Below are 15,940 nucleotides of genomic sequence, written 5' to 3' on the forward strand. Positions count from 1 at the left end.
AAGCCTATATTTTCTGACGCTTGTAAAAAATTGCGGGAACAAAGTAGGGCGTTTATTCTACGAATTCAGCAAGAAATTACTGCATTTTAAACTCAGTTATTCAGATTGTTTTGCAATTTTATCCTGATTATGCATCAGAGAGTCCGAATCAGGCAATAGAAGCTCTGACGAGACATCTACTATGCGCCTTTACAGCTCCCTCTTCTTATCAAGCCTGTTAGTTACTGGTTTTGCGGTGAATTTACCAAACGTTCGGGATCTCTCGGAAAATTTGCAGCAAACAGATTCAGCTCAAAAACACTTATTCACCCATGATTCAAGGCATGACAGTGCCCATCGCGGTAGCGGACGAAGAGGAAGAGGAAATTCTGAAGCCGCTTTGAGGGCGTCGCTTCATCTTGATTTGACATAGAAGTCAACCCAGGCTCGCCCAGTTCCACAGGTCGGTTTTTCTATTTTCTGTGAGGATTAAAACAGTCAACATTAGCCAAATAATCACCAAATTCTAAAAGCCCGTTTTCTTGAAGAAAACGGGCTTTTTGTATGAGCCTTTTGGATTGGCTTATTTCACCTTGTTTTAAGAAAAATAGATAATTTTTTAGCCAAAAAATTGTAGATAAATTCTCTATTAGATGCAATACATTAGTATGGGGTATGGCATTGCCCTGCCCCCTACTGAACGTTAGAATCGCAATATATTTCACCCAGCAGAGAAACCCCAATAGAGAAACGCCATAGATGTAACCTTGGAAATTAGCGAAGAAGGCGATCGCTCTCTGGGTTGATGAAGGTCTGGTTTAATGAAGGAGTCGCCCGAGGATAGAGAAAGGCGAGATTTCGAGCCTTGAGGGTCTGTAGAGGCACTCTTGCTTGCGCCCCTACAGAAGATTCAACGAGACTTCAAAACAACATTGATAGGCTCCTAGGCTGGTTTCCAGGTGCCGTGGAAGCTAGGGGGGATCGTACTGGGTAATCCCAAACGACACGCAGGTTGCTCCGAAAGGCGATCGCTATTCATAACCCAGACTTCGCTAGTATCGGTGTTGCCGTCATACACCACCGTTAACGCCCAACCCTGTTCGGGATTTAGAGCATCAGGGGCATAGATGGGTTCTGAGGGATAACGATTCTCACCCAAATCGGCTTCTTCTAGAGTGTCAGTTTTAGAGTCAAAACGAGCGATCGCGCCAAATTGTTCTTGGCTAATCTCTACACCCTGCCGATGTACCGATAGATAAGTATGGGGCGAAGCTTGACCAACCAGATGCTGTGGCACAACCGGGAACTCACAGTGCCGATCTAAGACTTCTTGGATGCTTGTTACCTGACTCCTTGCCGGGTTGAGATGAATTTGCCACAGGGTACTCTTGACACGAGTCCGGGTTTCACCCGTCGCGACTTCTTTGAGATACTGATTGGTCTGAAAGTCTTCGTAGCGGACAACATCCACAATTACCGATCCGCTGGCATCTACATAGCCATTCGCAAAGTGCCACTGATACCAGGGTTCAGTTTCGCCACGACTTACCAACGACAGGGTTTCGCGGTCAAAAACCAAAAACTGAGTTCCCAGCTTTGGTTGCCACTCCAGCGCATCGCTATAGCTGCTGATGCCTGTTAGCAATGGCAGCGCGTTCACTCGCACTGGCGGCACGAAAAAGACTAAATACTGCCCAGCGAGGACAAAATCATGCACCATTGGGATGCCATCTAGTTGAACTGCCGTCTTTTGGAGAATCTTGCCTGTGGAGTCACTTTTATAAATATTCAGGGTTGCATTCCGTCCGGGTGAAACCCCAAAGTTAAAAATTTCCCCAGTCTGGGCGTCGCGCTTGGGATGAGCGGAATAAGATAATCCGTCACCCAATCCCGATAAATTATCTAATCCCCAAGTTTCCAGGGTTTGCAGGTCGAGGGCGTGGGGTTTGCCGCCTTCCCACAGTGCCAGCAGTTTATCCGGCAAAGCCAGTACCGAGGTATTGGCGGCATTTTTAATCGGTTTGAACCATTGATTCCAGATGGGGCCTGGTGCGGTCATGCCATAGTTGCCATAGAGCAATTGATTTGCTTTGGCTTCCTCTTGGTATCCCTCTGATTGAACGTAGCGATAGACACCAGAGGCACCAGCATCACTGAAATGCACCCCTAGAATCGCACCATCCCCATCAAACCAGTGTCCCACCCGGATGCCGCCACGTTCTAAGCGGGCTGGGCCGTTGCGGTAGAGGGTGCCGCGCAACCCTTCCGGGATTTTGCCAGAAAGGAGCGGGAGGGGAGTCAGAGGAAATTCTTGTGCAGGTTGGGCGATCGCATTTGCCCAAGCTTTACGGGTTGACGGTTTCGTGGCTGTGGTCATAGTTCAGAAATAGAACGCAACAGAATGGGGATAAAATTAAGTAATGTTAAGCAAGGTCTTTCTTGAGTGTGAACGATCTTGCGGGCGTGCTGCTATATGAGAGGAAGTGCGATCGCAAAACGCCGACGTGTCGGTTCGCATCCTATGATTTACAGGGAAGGGATCGCGATCGCTAGAGTAAAAATTGGCTTTATATGAAGAAACTGATTAGAGGGCTGCGTGAGTTTCAAAGCAACTACTTCAGCGAACACCAGGAATTGTTCGAGCAACTCGCTCACGGTCAGAAACCGAGGGTGCTGTTCATCGCCTGCTCTGATTCTCGCATCGATCCGAATTTGATTACTCAGGCGGCTGTCGGCGAACTGTTTGTCATCCGCAATGCTGGCAACCTGATTCCGCCGTTTGGTGCAACGAATGGCGGCGAAGGTGCAACCGTTGAATATGCTGTTCATGCTTTAGATATCCAGCAAATTGTTGTCTGCGGTCACTCCCACTGCGGCGCGATGAAAGGGCTGTTAAAGTTGGAGGGTTTGGAGGCAGAAATGCCGTTGGTTTACGAGTGGTTAAAACACGCAGAAGCGACACGTCGGCTGATTAGAGAGAACTACACGGGGCTTTCTGGCGAAGAACTTTTGGAAGCCACGATTGCTGAGAACGTACTAACGCAAATCGAAAATCTGCGGACTTATCCAGTGATTCGCGCTAAACTTCACCGAGGCAAACTGTCTCTCCACGCCTGGATTTATCACATTGAAACGGGAGATGTTTGGGGGTACGATACTATCCGTCAGGAGTACCTACCACTCTACAGCCAGCTTTCCACCAATCACGATGAATCTGTAGAGCCTAAACCTGAGCGAATCGCCTCAATGCTGTTATCTCCGGAGCAAGCAGAACGCATTTACAGAGGTTCTACCGCGCGATAAAAGTGTACGTTATTAAGCGTTTATCTGCTGGTACCTGCAATTTCAGTTATTAGGAGCCAGCAGCATTCTTTCCTCTATCTCTTCCCATGTTTTGGGCGACACTCGCACCGCTGCTTGTTTGCACTGCAATACCAGGTAATTGGCATAGAGATAATTGTTGTATGCCTTTATTTCTTCTTTAGTTAAATTGACCATTTCTAAGCTGAGATTGAAAGCATTGAGCAAGGTTTGCAGGAGACGATTGTTAAATTCCCGCCACGCTAACCCTGATTGTTCATAGTCAGGAATTTTTGCTTTGAGTGCTTGCAGTCGGGCAATCAGCACAGTAAAATTTACATTCTTAAAGATTTTTAGTTTTTCAATTTCACCAGTGTTTCTGATAGCAATGGTGATGGCGTCGGCGTCGGGGAAGGCGATGGCGATGGCGATGGCGTTAGTGTCGGTGTCGGCGTAGGCGTAGGCGATGGCATTGGCGACGCTGACAGCGTTGGAGAAGGTGCCGATGTTGACATTGGCGATGACGTTGGCGATGGCGATGGCGATGGTGTTGGCGATCGCCCTTTTACCCACGGGTTTAATATTACTTTCAGATCCCGTCGTTGCTTGTTCTGCCCAATTAAGTAAAGCTTGTAACTTGGATGTTCGGAATCGAAATGGAAATTTACGGGGGTTGATATACTTTTTAGCTTCTTTTTCCATCAGCAACAGCAATTCATCTGCACCACCACGCATTAACCCAGCTATCAGCAAAAAGACCTCTTGCCATCGTTGATCTGTGAGGTGTTCGGTAACTAGCTTCTCGATTTGCCGATGATCGTCAATATACTGAGCAGTTAAATATTCCTGTAACGTCAAATGAGAGAAAGAAAATATATCCTCCGCTCGCTCTACTAAGATACCTTGTTGAATAGCAATCGCATTCAGAACCGCTTCGCCGTCTAGATGTTGAGGCGCATTCAAATTACTCGCCAAAAAGGTTTTGATTTGCTCAACAACCTCTCGCTGCGAGAAAAATAATCGATCTGCCTCGAAACCTTTGTAGGCAATCTCAGATAGAAGTATCTCTTCTAGCTCTGTATGCAGTCCTTGATAAATTTCATCTTGCAAAATTCGCTTTTCTGATGCCCATTCCTCTAATAATATCCGCAACGCTTTGCGATACAGAACGCTACGATTATCAGGAAAACTTTGGGAACGGTCATATACCAGACAGAGAAACGTTAACAATAAGGGTGTCTGAGCTAATTCTTTGGCAGCTTTATGTTCTGGTTTTTGCAGGATCTCCCAGCATTTTGGTGCTGTTCCCGTCTGTTTATCGGCCTCTGACTGAAACCAGTTATTAATAAACTGCTCAATCTGAATATCATCAAAATCTGCCATTGCCACATCGCTAAACCGACGGAACCCACTGCGATAGGCAGCAGTGCGACAGGAGGCAATGAAGCGATTTTTATCATGTTGGTCAACAAAGTCCTGGATTTGACCAATTGCCTCATTCAAATTCTTTGTCGGCACTTCATCTAAACCATCCAGCAAAATTAGCAACTTGCCATTTTTTAATAATTCTTTGGTAGATTCTTCAGGTGAAGGGAAACCACAAGTGCGAAACTCATCACTGATGGCTTTCTCAATATTGATGTCACCATCGCTAAATCTTTTGAGTTCGATGAAAACGGGGATACAGGAGTGCTTAAATTCTCCCTTGTTGATCTTGAGTGCTTCCAGTCCCATGCGCCGCAAAAATGTGGATTTTCCCGCTCCTGGGCCACCCAGTACCATTAGATACTGCTTTTCTTTAGCAACCTTCATTCCGTCTTGCTTTGGACAGTCTTTATTCTGATAACTGCGCCTTTGTGCTTCGCGGAAAGCTGTTTCTAAGCTATCAATTGTTTCAAACTGCCGAATATTCCTATCATCTAAAAACTGAACCCCTGTATAGACTGACTCTAAAGCTATAGGCTCTCGCATTTCCAAAACTTTTACTTTTAGAATGCCATGACGCTTAGTATAATTTTTGAGATATTGGTGCGATGCGTCATAAATTAGCTGCTGAGTTTTCTCATTTAGACTTCCGCCTACCCGGCTTAAAGCTTTACCTCCACCGTCCCAAACCGTTTTAATCACAACGCCAGCTAGACCTTTGATTGCTGCATCTGCAACTACGGGTTCAAATCCTGTCATAGGGGTAGGGATAAGTTGGTTTTAGTTATTTCTACAAGTTAGCCGTTGCTTTTTCCAGACGGCTAATCCTAATTCAATAGGTTTTGATGTGGCTCCTTTGATCGAGTCTAGCCCGTTGAAAAAAGCACCATTCTCAATCGGGCGGTTGAAACCGCAGCTACACAAACAAAACCTGCCTACGCAGGTTTCAAAACCCGGAATTTTCCTCAGTCCGCGTTAGCGTAGCGTGCGCGTAAGCGCATAGGCGGACTTGGTTTGTATAGCCGCGAATTCCATTCGCCAGGGCTGGTCACTTCTTAGGAAGGATGGAGCAAAAACCTACCGACTTGCTGCTTCAGCCGTTTCCTGCTTTTGGGCAGATCCCTGAGTTCCTAGCTGAATAAGCTCAATCTTGTAGCCATTCGGGTCTTCCACAAAAGCAATCACCGTGGAACCGTGCTTCATTGGCCCCGGTTCCCGCGACACCTTGCCGCCACGAGCCTTAATTTCATTACAGGTGGCGTAAATATCATCAACGCCAAGAGCTATATGACCGTAGGCATCTCCCAGGTTATACTGCTCTACGCCCCAGTTGTAGGTTAATTCCACAACTGTATGGTCAGATTCGTCACCGTAACCCACAAATGCCAGCGTGAACTTCCCATCCGGATAATCTTTGCGGCGCAGTAACTTCATGCCCAGCACGTCGCAGTAAAATTTCAAAGACTCTTCTAGGTTGCCGACTCGCAACATCGTATGTAGCATTCGCATCGTTTTGATCCCGAATTCCTTTTTAATATGACGTTTGAGTGTCCGCTCAGGACGTATTCTATTTCAATCCCCGATCGGGATCTTTACACAACAACCCACGCCACCATAGAAACCATATTACATTCAGCCACGCTAGGTGTTTTCGACAAGGGATGACCACCGCTATAACCAGCTGGCTAAAAAGCCTATCTAAGGTTTGCTGATGTGTGAGACACTTGCAATTTTGCTACTGAAGGGTGAAACGGAATGATTAACACGCCAGATACTGCCATCGACGCCATTGTGGCTCGTGAAATTCTCGACTCGCGGGGGCGTCCCACAGTGGAAGCCGAAGTCTATCTGATCAACGGTGTGATGGGATTGGCTCAAGTTCCCAGCGGCGCTTCTACAGGGACTTTTGAAGCCCACGAACTGCGGGATGAGGATGCCAGCCGCTACGGTGGCAAAGGCGTCCTCCAAGCCGTCCAGAATGTCGAGGAGAAAATTGCTCCTGAGTTGTTGGAGATGGATGCGCTCGATCAGGTTTTGGTTGACCGCACGATGATTGAGCTGGATGGCTCGGAAAATAAATCGAATTTGGGAGCCAATGCTATTCTCGCCGTCTCCCTGGCAACTGCAAAAGCGGGTGCAGCGGCTCTGGAATTACCGCTCTATCGCTATCTCGGTAGTCCCTTATCGAATGTGCTGCCGGTGCCGTTGATGAACGTTATCAACGGCGGTGCCCACGCGGATAATAACGTGGATTTCCAAGAATTTATGATTGTGCCGGTCGGGGCATCTTCGTTTAAGGAAGCGCTGCGTTGGGGTGCCGAGGTGTTTGCGGCTCTCAGCAAAGTTTTAAAGGACAAAAACTTGCTGACTGGCGTTGGCGATGAAGGCGGTTTTGCTCCTAATTTAGAGTCCAATCAAGCGGCTTTGGAACTATTAGTGGCGGCGATTGAAAAGGCTGGCTATAAACCCGGAGAAGACGTGGCACTGGCGCTAGATGTTGCTGCCAGTGAGTTCTATAAAGAAGGGCAGTATGTCTACGATGGCTCATCTCACTCCCCGGCTGACTTTATTGAGTATCTAGGTAAATTGGTGGGACAGTATCCAATTGTCTCAATTGAGGACGGACTGCACGAAGAAGACTGGGAAAACTGGAAACTATTAACCGAGAAAATGGGCGATCGCGTTCAACTCATCGGCGACGATCTCTTTGTCACGAACCCCATCCGCCTGCAAAAAGGCATTGAGCAAGCCGCCGCTAACTCGATCCTGATTAAACTCAACCAAATTGGTTCTCTTACGGAAACTCTGGAAACGATTGAACTGGCTACCCGCAACGGATTCCGGTCAATCATCAGCCATCGCTCCGGTGAAACTGAAGACACCACGATTGCCGATTTAGCCGTAGCCACGAGAGCCGGACAAATCAAAACAGGTTCGCTTTGTCGCAGCGAACGGGTGGCGAAATACAACCGACTGCTGCGAATTGAAGATGAATTGGGCGATCGCGCAGTTTATGCGGCTACGATTGGGCTAGGCCCCCGCTAAAGCGGATTAATTCGGGCAGTTTGTGCCAGATGATCGGGTGGCTCGTTCAGGAATTCAGTCAATTTGTCTGTTGTCTATAAAAGGATTGACCGACTTTTGCACAACTCAAGATGAAACTAAAAATCCTAGCGATCGCCACCCTATTTGCTCCCCTGTCTGTGTCAGCAGCCGTCCGAGCCGAAGCAGTCAGACCGTTCCCTCAAATTCAACCCTGTAATAACTGTCAGCTCATCAGCGCTACTGAAACGATTCCAGCCACTCAAGAGGATTGGCAGGAGTTTTCTTCCTCTGATGGAGGCTTTGTGGTGCTAATGCCGGAAAGCCCAGAGGAAGAAACCTATACCGAGGAAGCTGAAGAGGGCAACGTTGAACAGCATTTGTTTACAGCCGATACGTCGGATGGTGTGTTTTTAGTCTCCTATGCTGACTTTGCCAAAGAGATCGAAGAGCTAGAGGCTGAAGAACTCTTGGATGCGGCGACTGAGGGTTATATAACCGAGGGTGCGAAGTTAATCGCTCAGCGCCCAATTTCACTGCATGGAAGTCCTGGCAGAGAAATTAAGTACAAAGATGCTGACGGTTCTATTGGTCAATCTCGGATTTTTCTGGTGAACAAGCGGCTGTACCAAGTCAGCACGCTTGGTTCAAACGCTAAAGATGTTCAAAAGTTTTTCGGCTCATTTCAATTGATGCCGTAATCAAAGTATTTGGACTATTTTTTCACATAAACTCATTCACATTCTGTAGGGGCGTGTTTGTGCCATGCGTCTACACCAGGAATTAGGGGTGAATAAATACTACAACCTGCGATCGCTCTTTGCCAGCCAATTATTTTAGATACCCGTTTTCTAGACTAGAAAACGGGTTTTTGGTATGCCTCTAGCGATGCAATATTTTATTCAGCGGCGATTGAGTTGCGCGATCGCGTCAAATTTTTTCCCGCCGCAGCTAACTTCAGGAAGTCCCTCTGATTGCCAATACCAGCCGCTGATTCGACGACTCCGAAAAACCGATCCCTCAGCCATCCAACTCAACACCCAAAATCTGAAAGTAGATCGTTATGGATAAAAACTGAGTTGAGGTAAGCCAAGGGTTTCTTCCATACCCAGCATCAAGTTAAGACACTGGAGAGCTTGACCAGCTTGACCTTTGATTAAATTATCAATCGCTGACATGACAATGACCCGATCGGTGCGGGGATCAACTTCGATGCCGATATAGCAAAGATTAGTCCCGCAAGCCCATTTCGTTTGGGGGTAGATGCCGCCTGGTAATATTTTGACAAAAGGCGAAGCACGGTAGAAGGCTGAAAAGATGGTAATCAAGTCTTCTCTCACTAACCCCGGATCGCGCAAGTTGGCATAAACGGTTGCTAGAATCCCGCGCACCATTGGAATCAGGTGAGGGGTAAACTGTACCGTAACTTCGTGACCGGCGAGATCGCTACAAACTTGCTCAATTTCGGGGGTATGTCGGTGCCGTCCACCAACACCATAAGCTCCTAGCGTATTATCTGCCTCAGCCAGCAACAAATTAGTTTTCGCTTGCCGTCCGCCCCCGGAGGTGCCAGATTTAGCGTCGATAATCGCAGTTTCTGGCAAGACTAAGCCTTGCTTGAGTAGCGGCGAGAGTGCTAGCAAACTGGCGGTGGGATAGCAACCAGCGCAACCCACTAACTGAGCGTCAGCAATGCGATCGCGGTATAGTTCCGGTAAGCCGTAAACCGCTGTAGTTGCGAGTTCTCTGTCTTGACGTTCTCCACCGTACCAAGCTTGATAGGTTTCCGGGTTGGAAAATCGGTAATCGGCGGATAAATCCAGCACTTTGCACCCCTTCGCCACTAGCGTCGGTGCCATCTGATAGGCAAGACCGTTGGGCAAAGAGAGAAAAACAGCTTGACAGCGATTGGCAATGGTATCTAAATCAAGCGGTTCTATCTTTAAGTCAACGCGATGACCTAAATGGGGGTAAAGGTCGGAAAATGACTTTCCAGCGCTACTCTCGCCGCCTAGGTAAACCAGTTCGACTCCTGGATGCTCCATCAAGAGTCGTACAAGTTGCACACCACCATAGCCTGACGCGCCAACAATTCCAACAGGCACGCGCCCTAAATCACCCATGATGCTTGTTCCCTAAAAAGTTTAAATTTTAAACGCTCAGCGGTCAGCAAAGCGCAGTCAACCAAAGTCAGTACTGAGCGATCAGCATACGGCATTGCCATGTCCCCAATGGTTGCTGAATAGAATTTCTTTGTCATTGCTTATTCCTCAGTCCTGCTAAAAGCTGATGGCTGAAAGCGACTTTTGCTGCATTGTAGTATTAAAACTAAGATTTGGTGGTAGAAATATCAGCGTCATCATTTAGGGTTACAAGGTTAGCTGCGGCGAATTCAAGGTTGGCTAGAGCAACTGTTCGGGGAGTGACCGACTCTTTTGGGAATTTATCCTTATAGAAAAGCACCGCTCCAATTGATATTTTGGGCGGTGCTGCGTGGTCTAATTAGCGTTATAAATCAACATCATGACACACTTGACAAAACGTTTTCTATTGTGAACACTATAAGTATCATTGAATTGAATATTTTTGTGGCGGCATCTTATGTTTTCGACTGAGGTGACTAGACTTTTGGGCAAACCGTACTTTCAGGCTCCAAACTGCCTGATTTATAACATTGATTGTTTGGAAGCAATGCAAAAATTGCCAAAGGAATGCATTGCTTTAACAGTCACAAGCCCGCCCTATAACATTGGGAAAGAGTATGAAAAACCGCTACCACTAGATGAATATTTAAATTGGTGTGAAAAGTGGATAGTTAAGGTTCACCATATTACATCGTCAAGTGGTGCCTTTTGGCTAAACTTGGGCTATTTGTCCATTCCAACTCGTGCTAAAGCGATTCCTATTTCATATCTTCTTTGGAATAGGATTCCCTTCTATTTAATTCAAGAAGTTGTTTGGAACTATGGTGCTGGAGTGGCAGGAACTAAGTTTTTTTCACCAAGAAACGAGAAATTTTTGTGGTATGTCAAGAATCCCGATAAATATACTTTTAATCTTGATGATGTTAGAGATCCAAATGTAAAATATCCAAATCAAAAAAAGAACGGTAAAATTAAAGTAAATGTTTTAGGTAAAAATCCTACTGATGTATGGGAATTTCCTAAAGTTACATCTGGTCAAAATAGAGCCTCAAAAGAACGCACTTCTCATCCAGCGCAATTTCCAATTGCTGTAATTGAGCGAATAATAAAGTCTGCATCCAATTTAAACGAGATTGTTTTAGATCCATTTATGGGATCGGGTACTACTGCCGTTACTGCTTTAAGTTTACAACGCCCCGTTATTGGTTTCGAGATTCAAAAAGAATACTGTGAAGTTGCTGCCAATAGGATTGATAATTTTCTAACTAGAAATCAAGCCAGTAAAGCGCAATTGTCTTTGTCTTTAGATAATTCTCCAAATTCAGATGAGGAGTTATGTCTGGAGCGGTATTTTTAACAGTTTGTAACGCTCTACTTCAGGTCTCAGATTGGCTTGCTGACCAGTTTGTGACTTTTGTCCTTTCCAGTCATCAAGATCCAGCCATCCAAATCTAACTAAATTGATTTGTGGGTTTAATAAACTAATAATTAATTTTTGGAAGTTAATTACAAGGTAATAACCTGATTTTGTTTTAGTTCCTGGATTTACAGTGGAGCTTTTTTGAGTATAGCTACGATTACCATATGTATTTCGCTTGCTAGAGGATGTTTTAATCTCTATCGAGAAGTAGTCATCAGGTACATAAACCAAGTCTTTTTCGTATTTATTTGACTGAATGCGCCAGATTTGCGGATATCTATAGGCAAATTCTAATGGTATGAGATCGTGTAAAAACGACCCTAAAACTTGCGGACTTGGAAAAAAGTCTACTCCAATTTTATATCCCCTACTGGTTATACTTGATTGAAAAATTTCACTCCATACTTGAATTACAACTTCATAAATTTCATTAGGGTCAAGTGGGTGTTGGTCTATCAGCTCTAGAGTCTTGGCTTGCCACTCTTGAACTAAAAGCCCTTCGTAGGGAGAGTTATTCATTCAATTTCTTTAAGCAATTCACTTGGTGACACACGCAAAGCTCTTGCTAATCTGACGATATTGACTAAGGCAACATTTCTCTCACCCCGCTCAATACCACCAATGTATGTGCGGTGTAAATCTGTTAGTTCTGCCAGTTTTTCCTGAGAAAGGCCGCGAGCCTTTCTCAACTGCCGAACTTGATCGCCAAATTTTTCTAGCTCAGGATTTGTCACCATTAGGAGAAAGGATGATGCTTCAGATGCCTATTATTCCACAGACGATAAGTATCAATTTGAGCGTCGCCCCCAAGCGGCGCGATCGCGCCGCTGGGGGGTGCCGACAGGCTACTCTCAAAAAGAGATACTGGATATATGGTTTATTGCTCTAATTAATCTGTGGAATTGTCTCAAAGCAAAGACGCGCAAAATCGCGCTTCTTCAACCCAACCGTTTAAATTTGACGCGATTGACGCCGCCTTGGCAGACCTGAAGGCTGGGCGGGTGGTCGTAGTAGTAGATGATGAGAGCCGGGAAAACGAAGGCGACTTGATTGGCGCGGCTCAGTTCGCGACGCCCGACATGATTAATTTCATGGCGGTGAATGCACGGGGTCTGATTTGTCTGGCGCTGACAGGCGATCGCCTGGATGAACTGGATCTGCCCTTGATGGTTAGCAACAACACCGACAGCAACCAAACTGCCTTCACCGTCAGCATCGACGCCGCACCGAATATGGGAGTTCGTACCGGCATCTCAGCGGAGGATAGGGCGGTGACGATACAAGTCGCCCTCAACCCATCGACCCAGCCGAATGACTTGCGCCGTCCCGGTCACATTTTTCCCTTGCGGGCGCGGGAAGGGGGCGTCCTGAAACGAGCCGGTCATACAGAAGCCGGAGTTGATTTGGCAAAATTGGCGGGATTGTATCCGGCTGGGGTCATCTGTGAAATCCAAAATCCCGATGGGTCGATGGCGCGGTTGCCAGAGTTAATCGAGTACGCCAAGACCCACCAACTGAAAATTATTAGCATTGCTGACTTAATTAGTTACCGCCTCAACCACGAACGGTTTGTCTGCCGCGAGACGATTGCTGAACTGCCGACTCAGTTTGGGAATTTTCAAATTTACGCCTACCGCAACAGCCTGGATCAATCCGAACACGTCGCCATTGTGAAGGGAGACCCAGCCGAGTTCTCAGACCACTCAGTGATGGTGCGAATGCACTCAGAATGCCTCACGGGTGATGCTTTAGGTTCCATGCGCTGCGACTGCCGAATGCAGCTACAAGCGGCGCTGAAAATGATTCAGAATGCCGGGTCGGGGGTTGTGGTTTACCTGCGCCAAGAAGGACGGGGAATTGGGCTGGTGAATAAATTGAAAGCTTACTCGTTGCAAGATATGGGGCTGGATACCGTCGAAGCAAACGAGCGCCTAGGTTTCCCTGCTGACTTGCGGGATTACGGGGTGGGGGCGCAAATTCTCAACGATTTGGGAGTAAAAAAAATTCGCCTGATTACGAATAATCCCCGCAAGATTGCAGGTTTAAAAGGGTACGGCTTAGAGGTGGTGGATCGGGTACCGCTGCTGATTGAGGCGAATGATTATAACTCGATCTATCTAGCGACCAAAGCGAAAAAGCTGGGTCATATGCTGTTGCAGACGTATTTAATCACCGTAGCGCTGCACTGGCAGGATGAGCCGGAGTCAGTCACAAAGCGCTACGAACGATTAGAGAAACTGCGGCATTTGGCAAAAACTCACGATTTGTTGTTGCAGGAAGAAACGCGACCTGTTGGGATCGCTTTGTTCGGCACGCCATCGTTAACTGTTCACTTGGGTTTTGATCAACCCAATCTGGCGTCACCCGATTGGTATCAGCAGGCAGGACATCCTTACGTCCGAGCGATCGCGCAAATTCTGGATGCTTTGAGCGCCTGGCCTCAGTTGGAATATCTGGAATTTATGGTTTCGACGGGAATAGACCCCCTAACAGGCTTACAAATCCAGCTAGACCGGCAGAACTTCCCCGTAAGTACCCTGCCTTCGTCGGTTTGCGACCATTTAGAAACCCAAAAAATCTACAGCTTTCAGAGTGGTGAGGGCTGAGGACTGAGGGTTAAAGACTGAGTAGAGTTAGGACTGAGGACTGAGGGCTGAGTAGAGTTAGGAAGATTTTTAGCCAACGTTTGTGAGCTTTTAGTTGATGAGCGTCTAAGTAGATTGGGACAACTAAACTTAACGAATAGGACTGTTTATCGTTGATGGAAGATTGAAAATTACCATGAACAATCAACGATGAACCGGCTTATTGAGTTATGTTTATTTTCACCCAGTTACTTAATTCCCTAATTTCTAGTAATGAAGCGATGCACTACGGATATAAAGCTATCACCGTTATAGGAACTGCCGCCTTACTTAGTGGAGGGACGACAGTTATCTATGCACAGACTCAGCCCCTATTGTTTCCTCAGCACTCTTTCCCTAGCACTCTTATAGTGGCTCAGTCGAGTGCAGAGGACTTATTCAATCGGGGGATGGAGAAGTATAACCAAGAAAACTATAGCGGCGCTTTCAATGATTTCACCGCTGCAATTCGCCAGGATACCAACCTGGCTAAAGCCTACTACAGCCGAGGGTTGGCAAGGCGGAAGCTAGGAGATAATCAGGGAGCGATCGCAGATTACACGGAGTTGCTGAAGCGAAATCCCCAGAATGCCGATGCCTACCTCAACCGGGGTGTCGTTTATGCTGACCAAAAAAAGTATCGGGAAGCGATTGAGGATTACACCAAGGCGCTGAATCTCGACCAGAAAAATGCGATCGCTTATTACAACCGGGGGAACGCCCGCAGTGCGCTAGGAAATCGTAGAGAAGCCGTTGAAGACTACAGCAAAGCGATTCAGCTTCAGCCTAAGGATGCCACCGCCTACGTGAATCGGGGGAATGCTCGCGTTCAACTGGGAGAAACCCAGGAAGCGATCGCTGATTTTACAAAGGCTCTAAGTCTCAACCCCAATCTAGTAGCAGCTTATTACAATCGCGGGATTATCCAACGGCGACTGGGAAATATCAAAGAAGCGATCGCGGATTACAACCAAGCTATCCAGCGCGATCCCAACAATGCAGCAGCTTACTACAATCGAGCGATCGCCCATCAGCAAATCGGCAATCCTCAAGCAGCCATTGCCGACTATACCGAGGCGATCTCTATTTCTCCCAACTTTGCTAAAGCTTATGGCAACCGGGGGCTGCTGCGCTACGAAACCGGCGATGCTACAGGCGCAAGTGAGGATTTACAAGCCGCTGTGCGACTTTTCTCCGAGCAAGGACTAACCGCTGACTCTCAAAAAGCACTGGCGCTGCTTAGACAGTTAAAATAGACCTCCTCCATCACCAGATCCCAACCGCGTTCTGAGGTCAAAGTCGGTCAGGGTTGTTACCTTTCGCAAACACGGGTGTAATTTTTTACGTAATCGGGTAGGCTGATCTCCGGCTGTAAACGAGAATCTGCAATTGGCGCAGCAGCAGTTAATTGCAGGGGAACAACACCCGCCCACACGGGTAAGCTGTAGTCTGCTTCGTCATCGTTAGGATCGCCAGTCCGCACCTTAGCTGATGCCTCATTTAGGGGTAGGGAGAGTACCAAGGTTCCTTGGATTTCCTGCCGACTTGGCGATCGCACCTCTGCCCATCGCCCCGGTATTACGTGTTCTGTAAAGGCGAGGAGTGCTTCCAGCTTTTCTTCAGGGTTATCCACAATCATCGCTGTGCCAAAAATTACAACTGAGCGATAATTCATTGAGTGGTGGAAGGCAGACCTCGCCAGTACCAGCCCATCAAGCAGGGTGACTGTAACGCAGACCTCAATCCCGTTGGAGAGCGATCGCAACATCCGGCTAGCAGGCGATCCATGAATATACAGCTTGTCTCCCACCCTCCCATAAGCAGTAGGAATGACAAAAGGCTGACCGTCTACGGCAAATCCAACATGGCACACCAACCCTTCATCCAAAATTTGATAGATAACCTGACGTTCATAATCTGCGCGTTGAGGAAGACGCTTGACCGTGCTGCGTTGCGTATGAGTAAGTTCCTCATTTATTTCATGTTCTAAAGAACTCATGATTTCC

General features: G+C 47.0%; 15 protein-coding genes. 7 read left to right on the forward strand and 8 right to left on the reverse strand.

Going from position 1 to position 15,940, the window contains the following annotated elements:
• Positions 1-922: 922 nt before the first annotated feature.
• The gene (locus H6H02_RS01905) at positions 923-2,356 is read right to left on the reverse strand and encodes a carotenoid oxygenase family protein (protein ID WP_190814057.1); all 1,434 of its coding nucleotides are present in this window, start codon (positions 2,354-2,356) and stop codon (positions 923-925) included.
• Between the two features lie 194 nt (positions 2,357-2,550).
• Here H6H02_RS01905 and H6H02_RS01910 point away from each other — a divergent pair, with 194 nt between their 5' ends.
• Entirely contained in the window at positions 2,551-3,282 is a 732-nt protein-coding gene (locus H6H02_RS01910) for a carbonic anhydrase (protein ID WP_190814060.1), read from the forward strand.
• Between the two features lie 42 nt (positions 3,283-3,324).
• Here the strand turns inward: H6H02_RS01910 and H6H02_RS01915 are convergent, their stop codons facing one another.
• Both H6H02_RS01915 and gloA read right to left on the reverse strand, forming a co-directional pair.
• Positions 3,325-5,463: an NACHT domain-containing protein gene (locus H6H02_RS01915; protein WP_190814062.1), complete on the reverse strand. Its 2,139-nt coding sequence runs from the start codon at positions 5,461-5,463 to the stop codon at positions 3,325-3,327.
• Positions 5,464-5,781: 318 nt separating this feature from the next.
• Positions 5,782-6,213: a lactoylglutathione lyase gene (gene gloA, locus H6H02_RS01920; RefSeq protein WP_190432239.1), complete on the reverse strand. Its 432-nt coding sequence runs from the start codon at positions 6,211-6,213 to the stop codon at positions 5,782-5,784.
• Positions 6,214-6,459: 246 nt separating this feature from the next.
• On the opposite strand from gloA, the gene eno reads away from it, so the two are divergent.
• Together eno and H6H02_RS01930 are read left to right on the forward strand one after the other, a co-directional pair.
• Positions 6,460-7,749 (forward strand): phosphopyruvate hydratase, encoded by a 1,290-nt coding sequence (eno, locus tag H6H02_RS01925; protein WP_190432237.1) that lies wholly within the window; start codon positions 6,460-6,462, stop codon positions 7,747-7,749.
• A 110-nt stretch (positions 7,750-7,859) separates the two neighbouring features.
• Positions 7,860-8,447 carry a hypothetical protein gene (locus H6H02_RS01930; RefSeq protein ID WP_190814064.1) on the forward strand — a complete coding sequence of 196 codons (588 nt, stop codon included), beginning with the start codon at positions 7,860-7,862 and terminating at the stop codon, positions 8,445-8,447.
• A 201-nt stretch (positions 8,448-8,648) separates the two neighbouring features.
• Here H6H02_RS01930 and H6H02_RS27470 read toward each other — a convergent pair whose 3' ends face one another.
• Positions 8,649-8,774, reverse strand: a complete 126-nt coding sequence (locus H6H02_RS27470; protein WP_277922495.1) for a hypothetical protein — start codon at positions 8,772-8,774, stop codon at positions 8,649-8,651.
• Between the two features lie 33 nt (positions 8,775-8,807).
• Positions 8,808-9,869 carry an N-acetyl-gamma-glutamyl-phosphate reductase gene (gene argC, locus H6H02_RS01935; RefSeq protein WP_190814066.1) on the reverse strand — a complete coding sequence of 354 codons (1,062 nt, stop codon included), beginning with the start codon at positions 9,867-9,869 and terminating at the stop codon, positions 8,808-8,810.
• Positions 9,870-10,347: 478 nt separating this feature from the next.
• Between argC and H6H02_RS01940 the strand changes: the two genes are divergently transcribed.
• Positions 10,348-11,247 (forward strand): site-specific DNA-methyltransferase, encoded by a 900-nt coding sequence (locus H6H02_RS01940; protein ID WP_190814068.1) that lies wholly within the window; start codon positions 10,348-10,350, stop codon positions 11,245-11,247.
• Here H6H02_RS01940 and H6H02_RS01945 read toward each other — a convergent pair.
• Both H6H02_RS01945 and H6H02_RS01950 read right to left on the reverse strand, forming a co-directional pair.
• Positions 11,224-11,829 (reverse strand): ScaI family restriction endonuclease, encoded by a 606-nt coding sequence (locus H6H02_RS01945; protein WP_190666777.1) that lies wholly within the window; start codon positions 11,827-11,829, stop codon positions 11,224-11,226. The genes H6H02_RS01940 and H6H02_RS01945 overlap by 24 nt on opposite strands.
• Positions 11,826-12,047 (reverse strand): helix-turn-helix transcriptional regulator, encoded by a 222-nt coding sequence (locus tag H6H02_RS01950; RefSeq protein WP_190432221.1) that lies wholly within the window; start codon positions 12,045-12,047, stop codon positions 11,826-11,828. The genes H6H02_RS01945 and H6H02_RS01950 overlap by 4 nt, the downstream gene beginning before the upstream one ends.
• A gap of 23 nt (positions 12,048-12,070) precedes the next feature.
• Between H6H02_RS01950 and H6H02_RS27475 the strand changes: the two genes are divergently transcribed.
• From H6H02_RS27475 to H6H02_RS01965, 3 genes are all read left to right on the forward strand, one after another.
• Complete coding sequence (locus tag H6H02_RS27475) at positions 12,071-12,199, forward strand: hypothetical protein (RefSeq protein WP_277922496.1); 129 nt, start codon at positions 12,071-12,073, stop codon at positions 12,197-12,199.
• Between the two features lie 7 nt (positions 12,200-12,206).
• Entirely contained in the window at positions 12,207-13,916 is a 1,710-nt protein-coding gene (gene ribBA, locus H6H02_RS01960) for a bifunctional 3,4-dihydroxy-2-butanone-4-phosphate synthase/GTP cyclohydrolase II (protein ID WP_347342557.1), read from the forward strand.
• A gap of 209 nt (positions 13,917-14,125) precedes the next feature.
• Positions 14,126-15,190 carry a tetratricopeptide repeat protein gene (locus H6H02_RS01965; protein WP_190814071.1) on the forward strand — a complete coding sequence of 355 codons (1,065 nt, stop codon included), beginning with the start codon at positions 14,126-14,128 and terminating at the stop codon, positions 15,188-15,190.
• 56 nt (positions 15,191-15,246) lie between these two features.
• Here the strand turns inward: H6H02_RS01965 and H6H02_RS01970 are convergent, their stop codons facing one another.
• Positions 15,247-15,933: a pyridoxamine 5'-phosphate oxidase family protein gene (locus tag H6H02_RS01970; RefSeq protein ID WP_190814073.1), complete on the reverse strand. Its 687-nt coding sequence runs from the start codon at positions 15,931-15,933 to the stop codon at positions 15,247-15,249.
• Positions 15,934-15,940: the final 7 nt, after the last annotated feature.

Origin of the sequence: Coleofasciculus sp. FACHB-1120 (genome assembly GCF_014698845.1) — a bacterium.
GTDB lineage: Bacteria > Cyanobacteriota > Cyanobacteriia > Cyanobacteriales > FACHB-T130 > FACHB-T130.

Bases quoted from the DNA above. Each gene is read 5' to 3' on its own strand.
- H6H02_RS01905 (WP_190814057.1), bottom strand. From the start codon at position 2,356: ATGACCACAGCCACGAAACCGTCAACCCGTAAAGCTTGGGCAAATGCG.
- H6H02_RS01910 (WP_190814060.1), top strand. From the start codon at position 2,551: ATGAAGAAACTGATTAGAGGGCTGCGTGAGTTTCAAAGCAACTACTTC.
- H6H02_RS01915 (WP_190814062.1), bottom strand. From the start codon at position 5,463: ATGACAGGATTTGAACCCGTAGTTGCAGATGCAGCAATCAAAGGTCTA.
- gloA (WP_190432239.1), bottom strand. From the start codon at position 6,213: ATGCGAATGCTACATACGATGTTGCGAGTCGGCAACCTAGAAGAGTCT.
- eno (WP_190432237.1), top strand. From the start codon at position 6,460: ATGATTAACACGCCAGATACTGCCATCGACGCCATTGTGGCTCGTGAA.
- H6H02_RS01930 (WP_190814064.1), top strand. From the start codon at position 7,860: ATGAAACTAAAAATCCTAGCGATCGCCACCCTATTTGCTCCCCTGTCT.
- H6H02_RS27470 (WP_277922495.1), bottom strand. From the start codon at position 8,774: ATGGCTGAGGGATCGGTTTTTCGGAGTCGTCGAATCAGCGGCTGGTAT.
- argC (WP_190814066.1), bottom strand. From the start codon at position 9,869: ATGGGTGATTTAGGGCGCGTGCCTGTTGGAATTGTTGGCGCGTCAGGC.
- H6H02_RS01940 (WP_190814068.1), top strand. From the start codon at position 10,348: ATGTTTTCGACTGAGGTGACTAGACTTTTGGGCAAACCGTACTTTCAG.
- H6H02_RS01945 (WP_190666777.1), bottom strand. From the start codon at position 11,829: ATGAATAACTCTCCCTACGAAGGGCTTTTAGTTCAAGAGTGGCAAGCC.
- H6H02_RS01950 (WP_190432221.1), bottom strand. From the start codon at position 12,047: ATGGTGACAAATCCTGAGCTAGAAAAATTTGGCGATCAAGTTCGGCAG.
- H6H02_RS27475 (WP_277922496.1), top strand. From the start codon at position 12,071: ATGCCTATTATTCCACAGACGATAAGTATCAATTTGAGCGTCGCCCCC.
- H6H02_RS01965 (WP_190814071.1), top strand. From the start codon at position 14,126: ATGTTTATTTTCACCCAGTTACTTAATTCCCTAATTTCTAGTAATGAA.
- H6H02_RS01970 (WP_190814073.1), bottom strand. From the start codon at position 15,933: ATGAGTTCTTTAGAACATGAAATAAATGAGGAACTTACTCATACGCAA.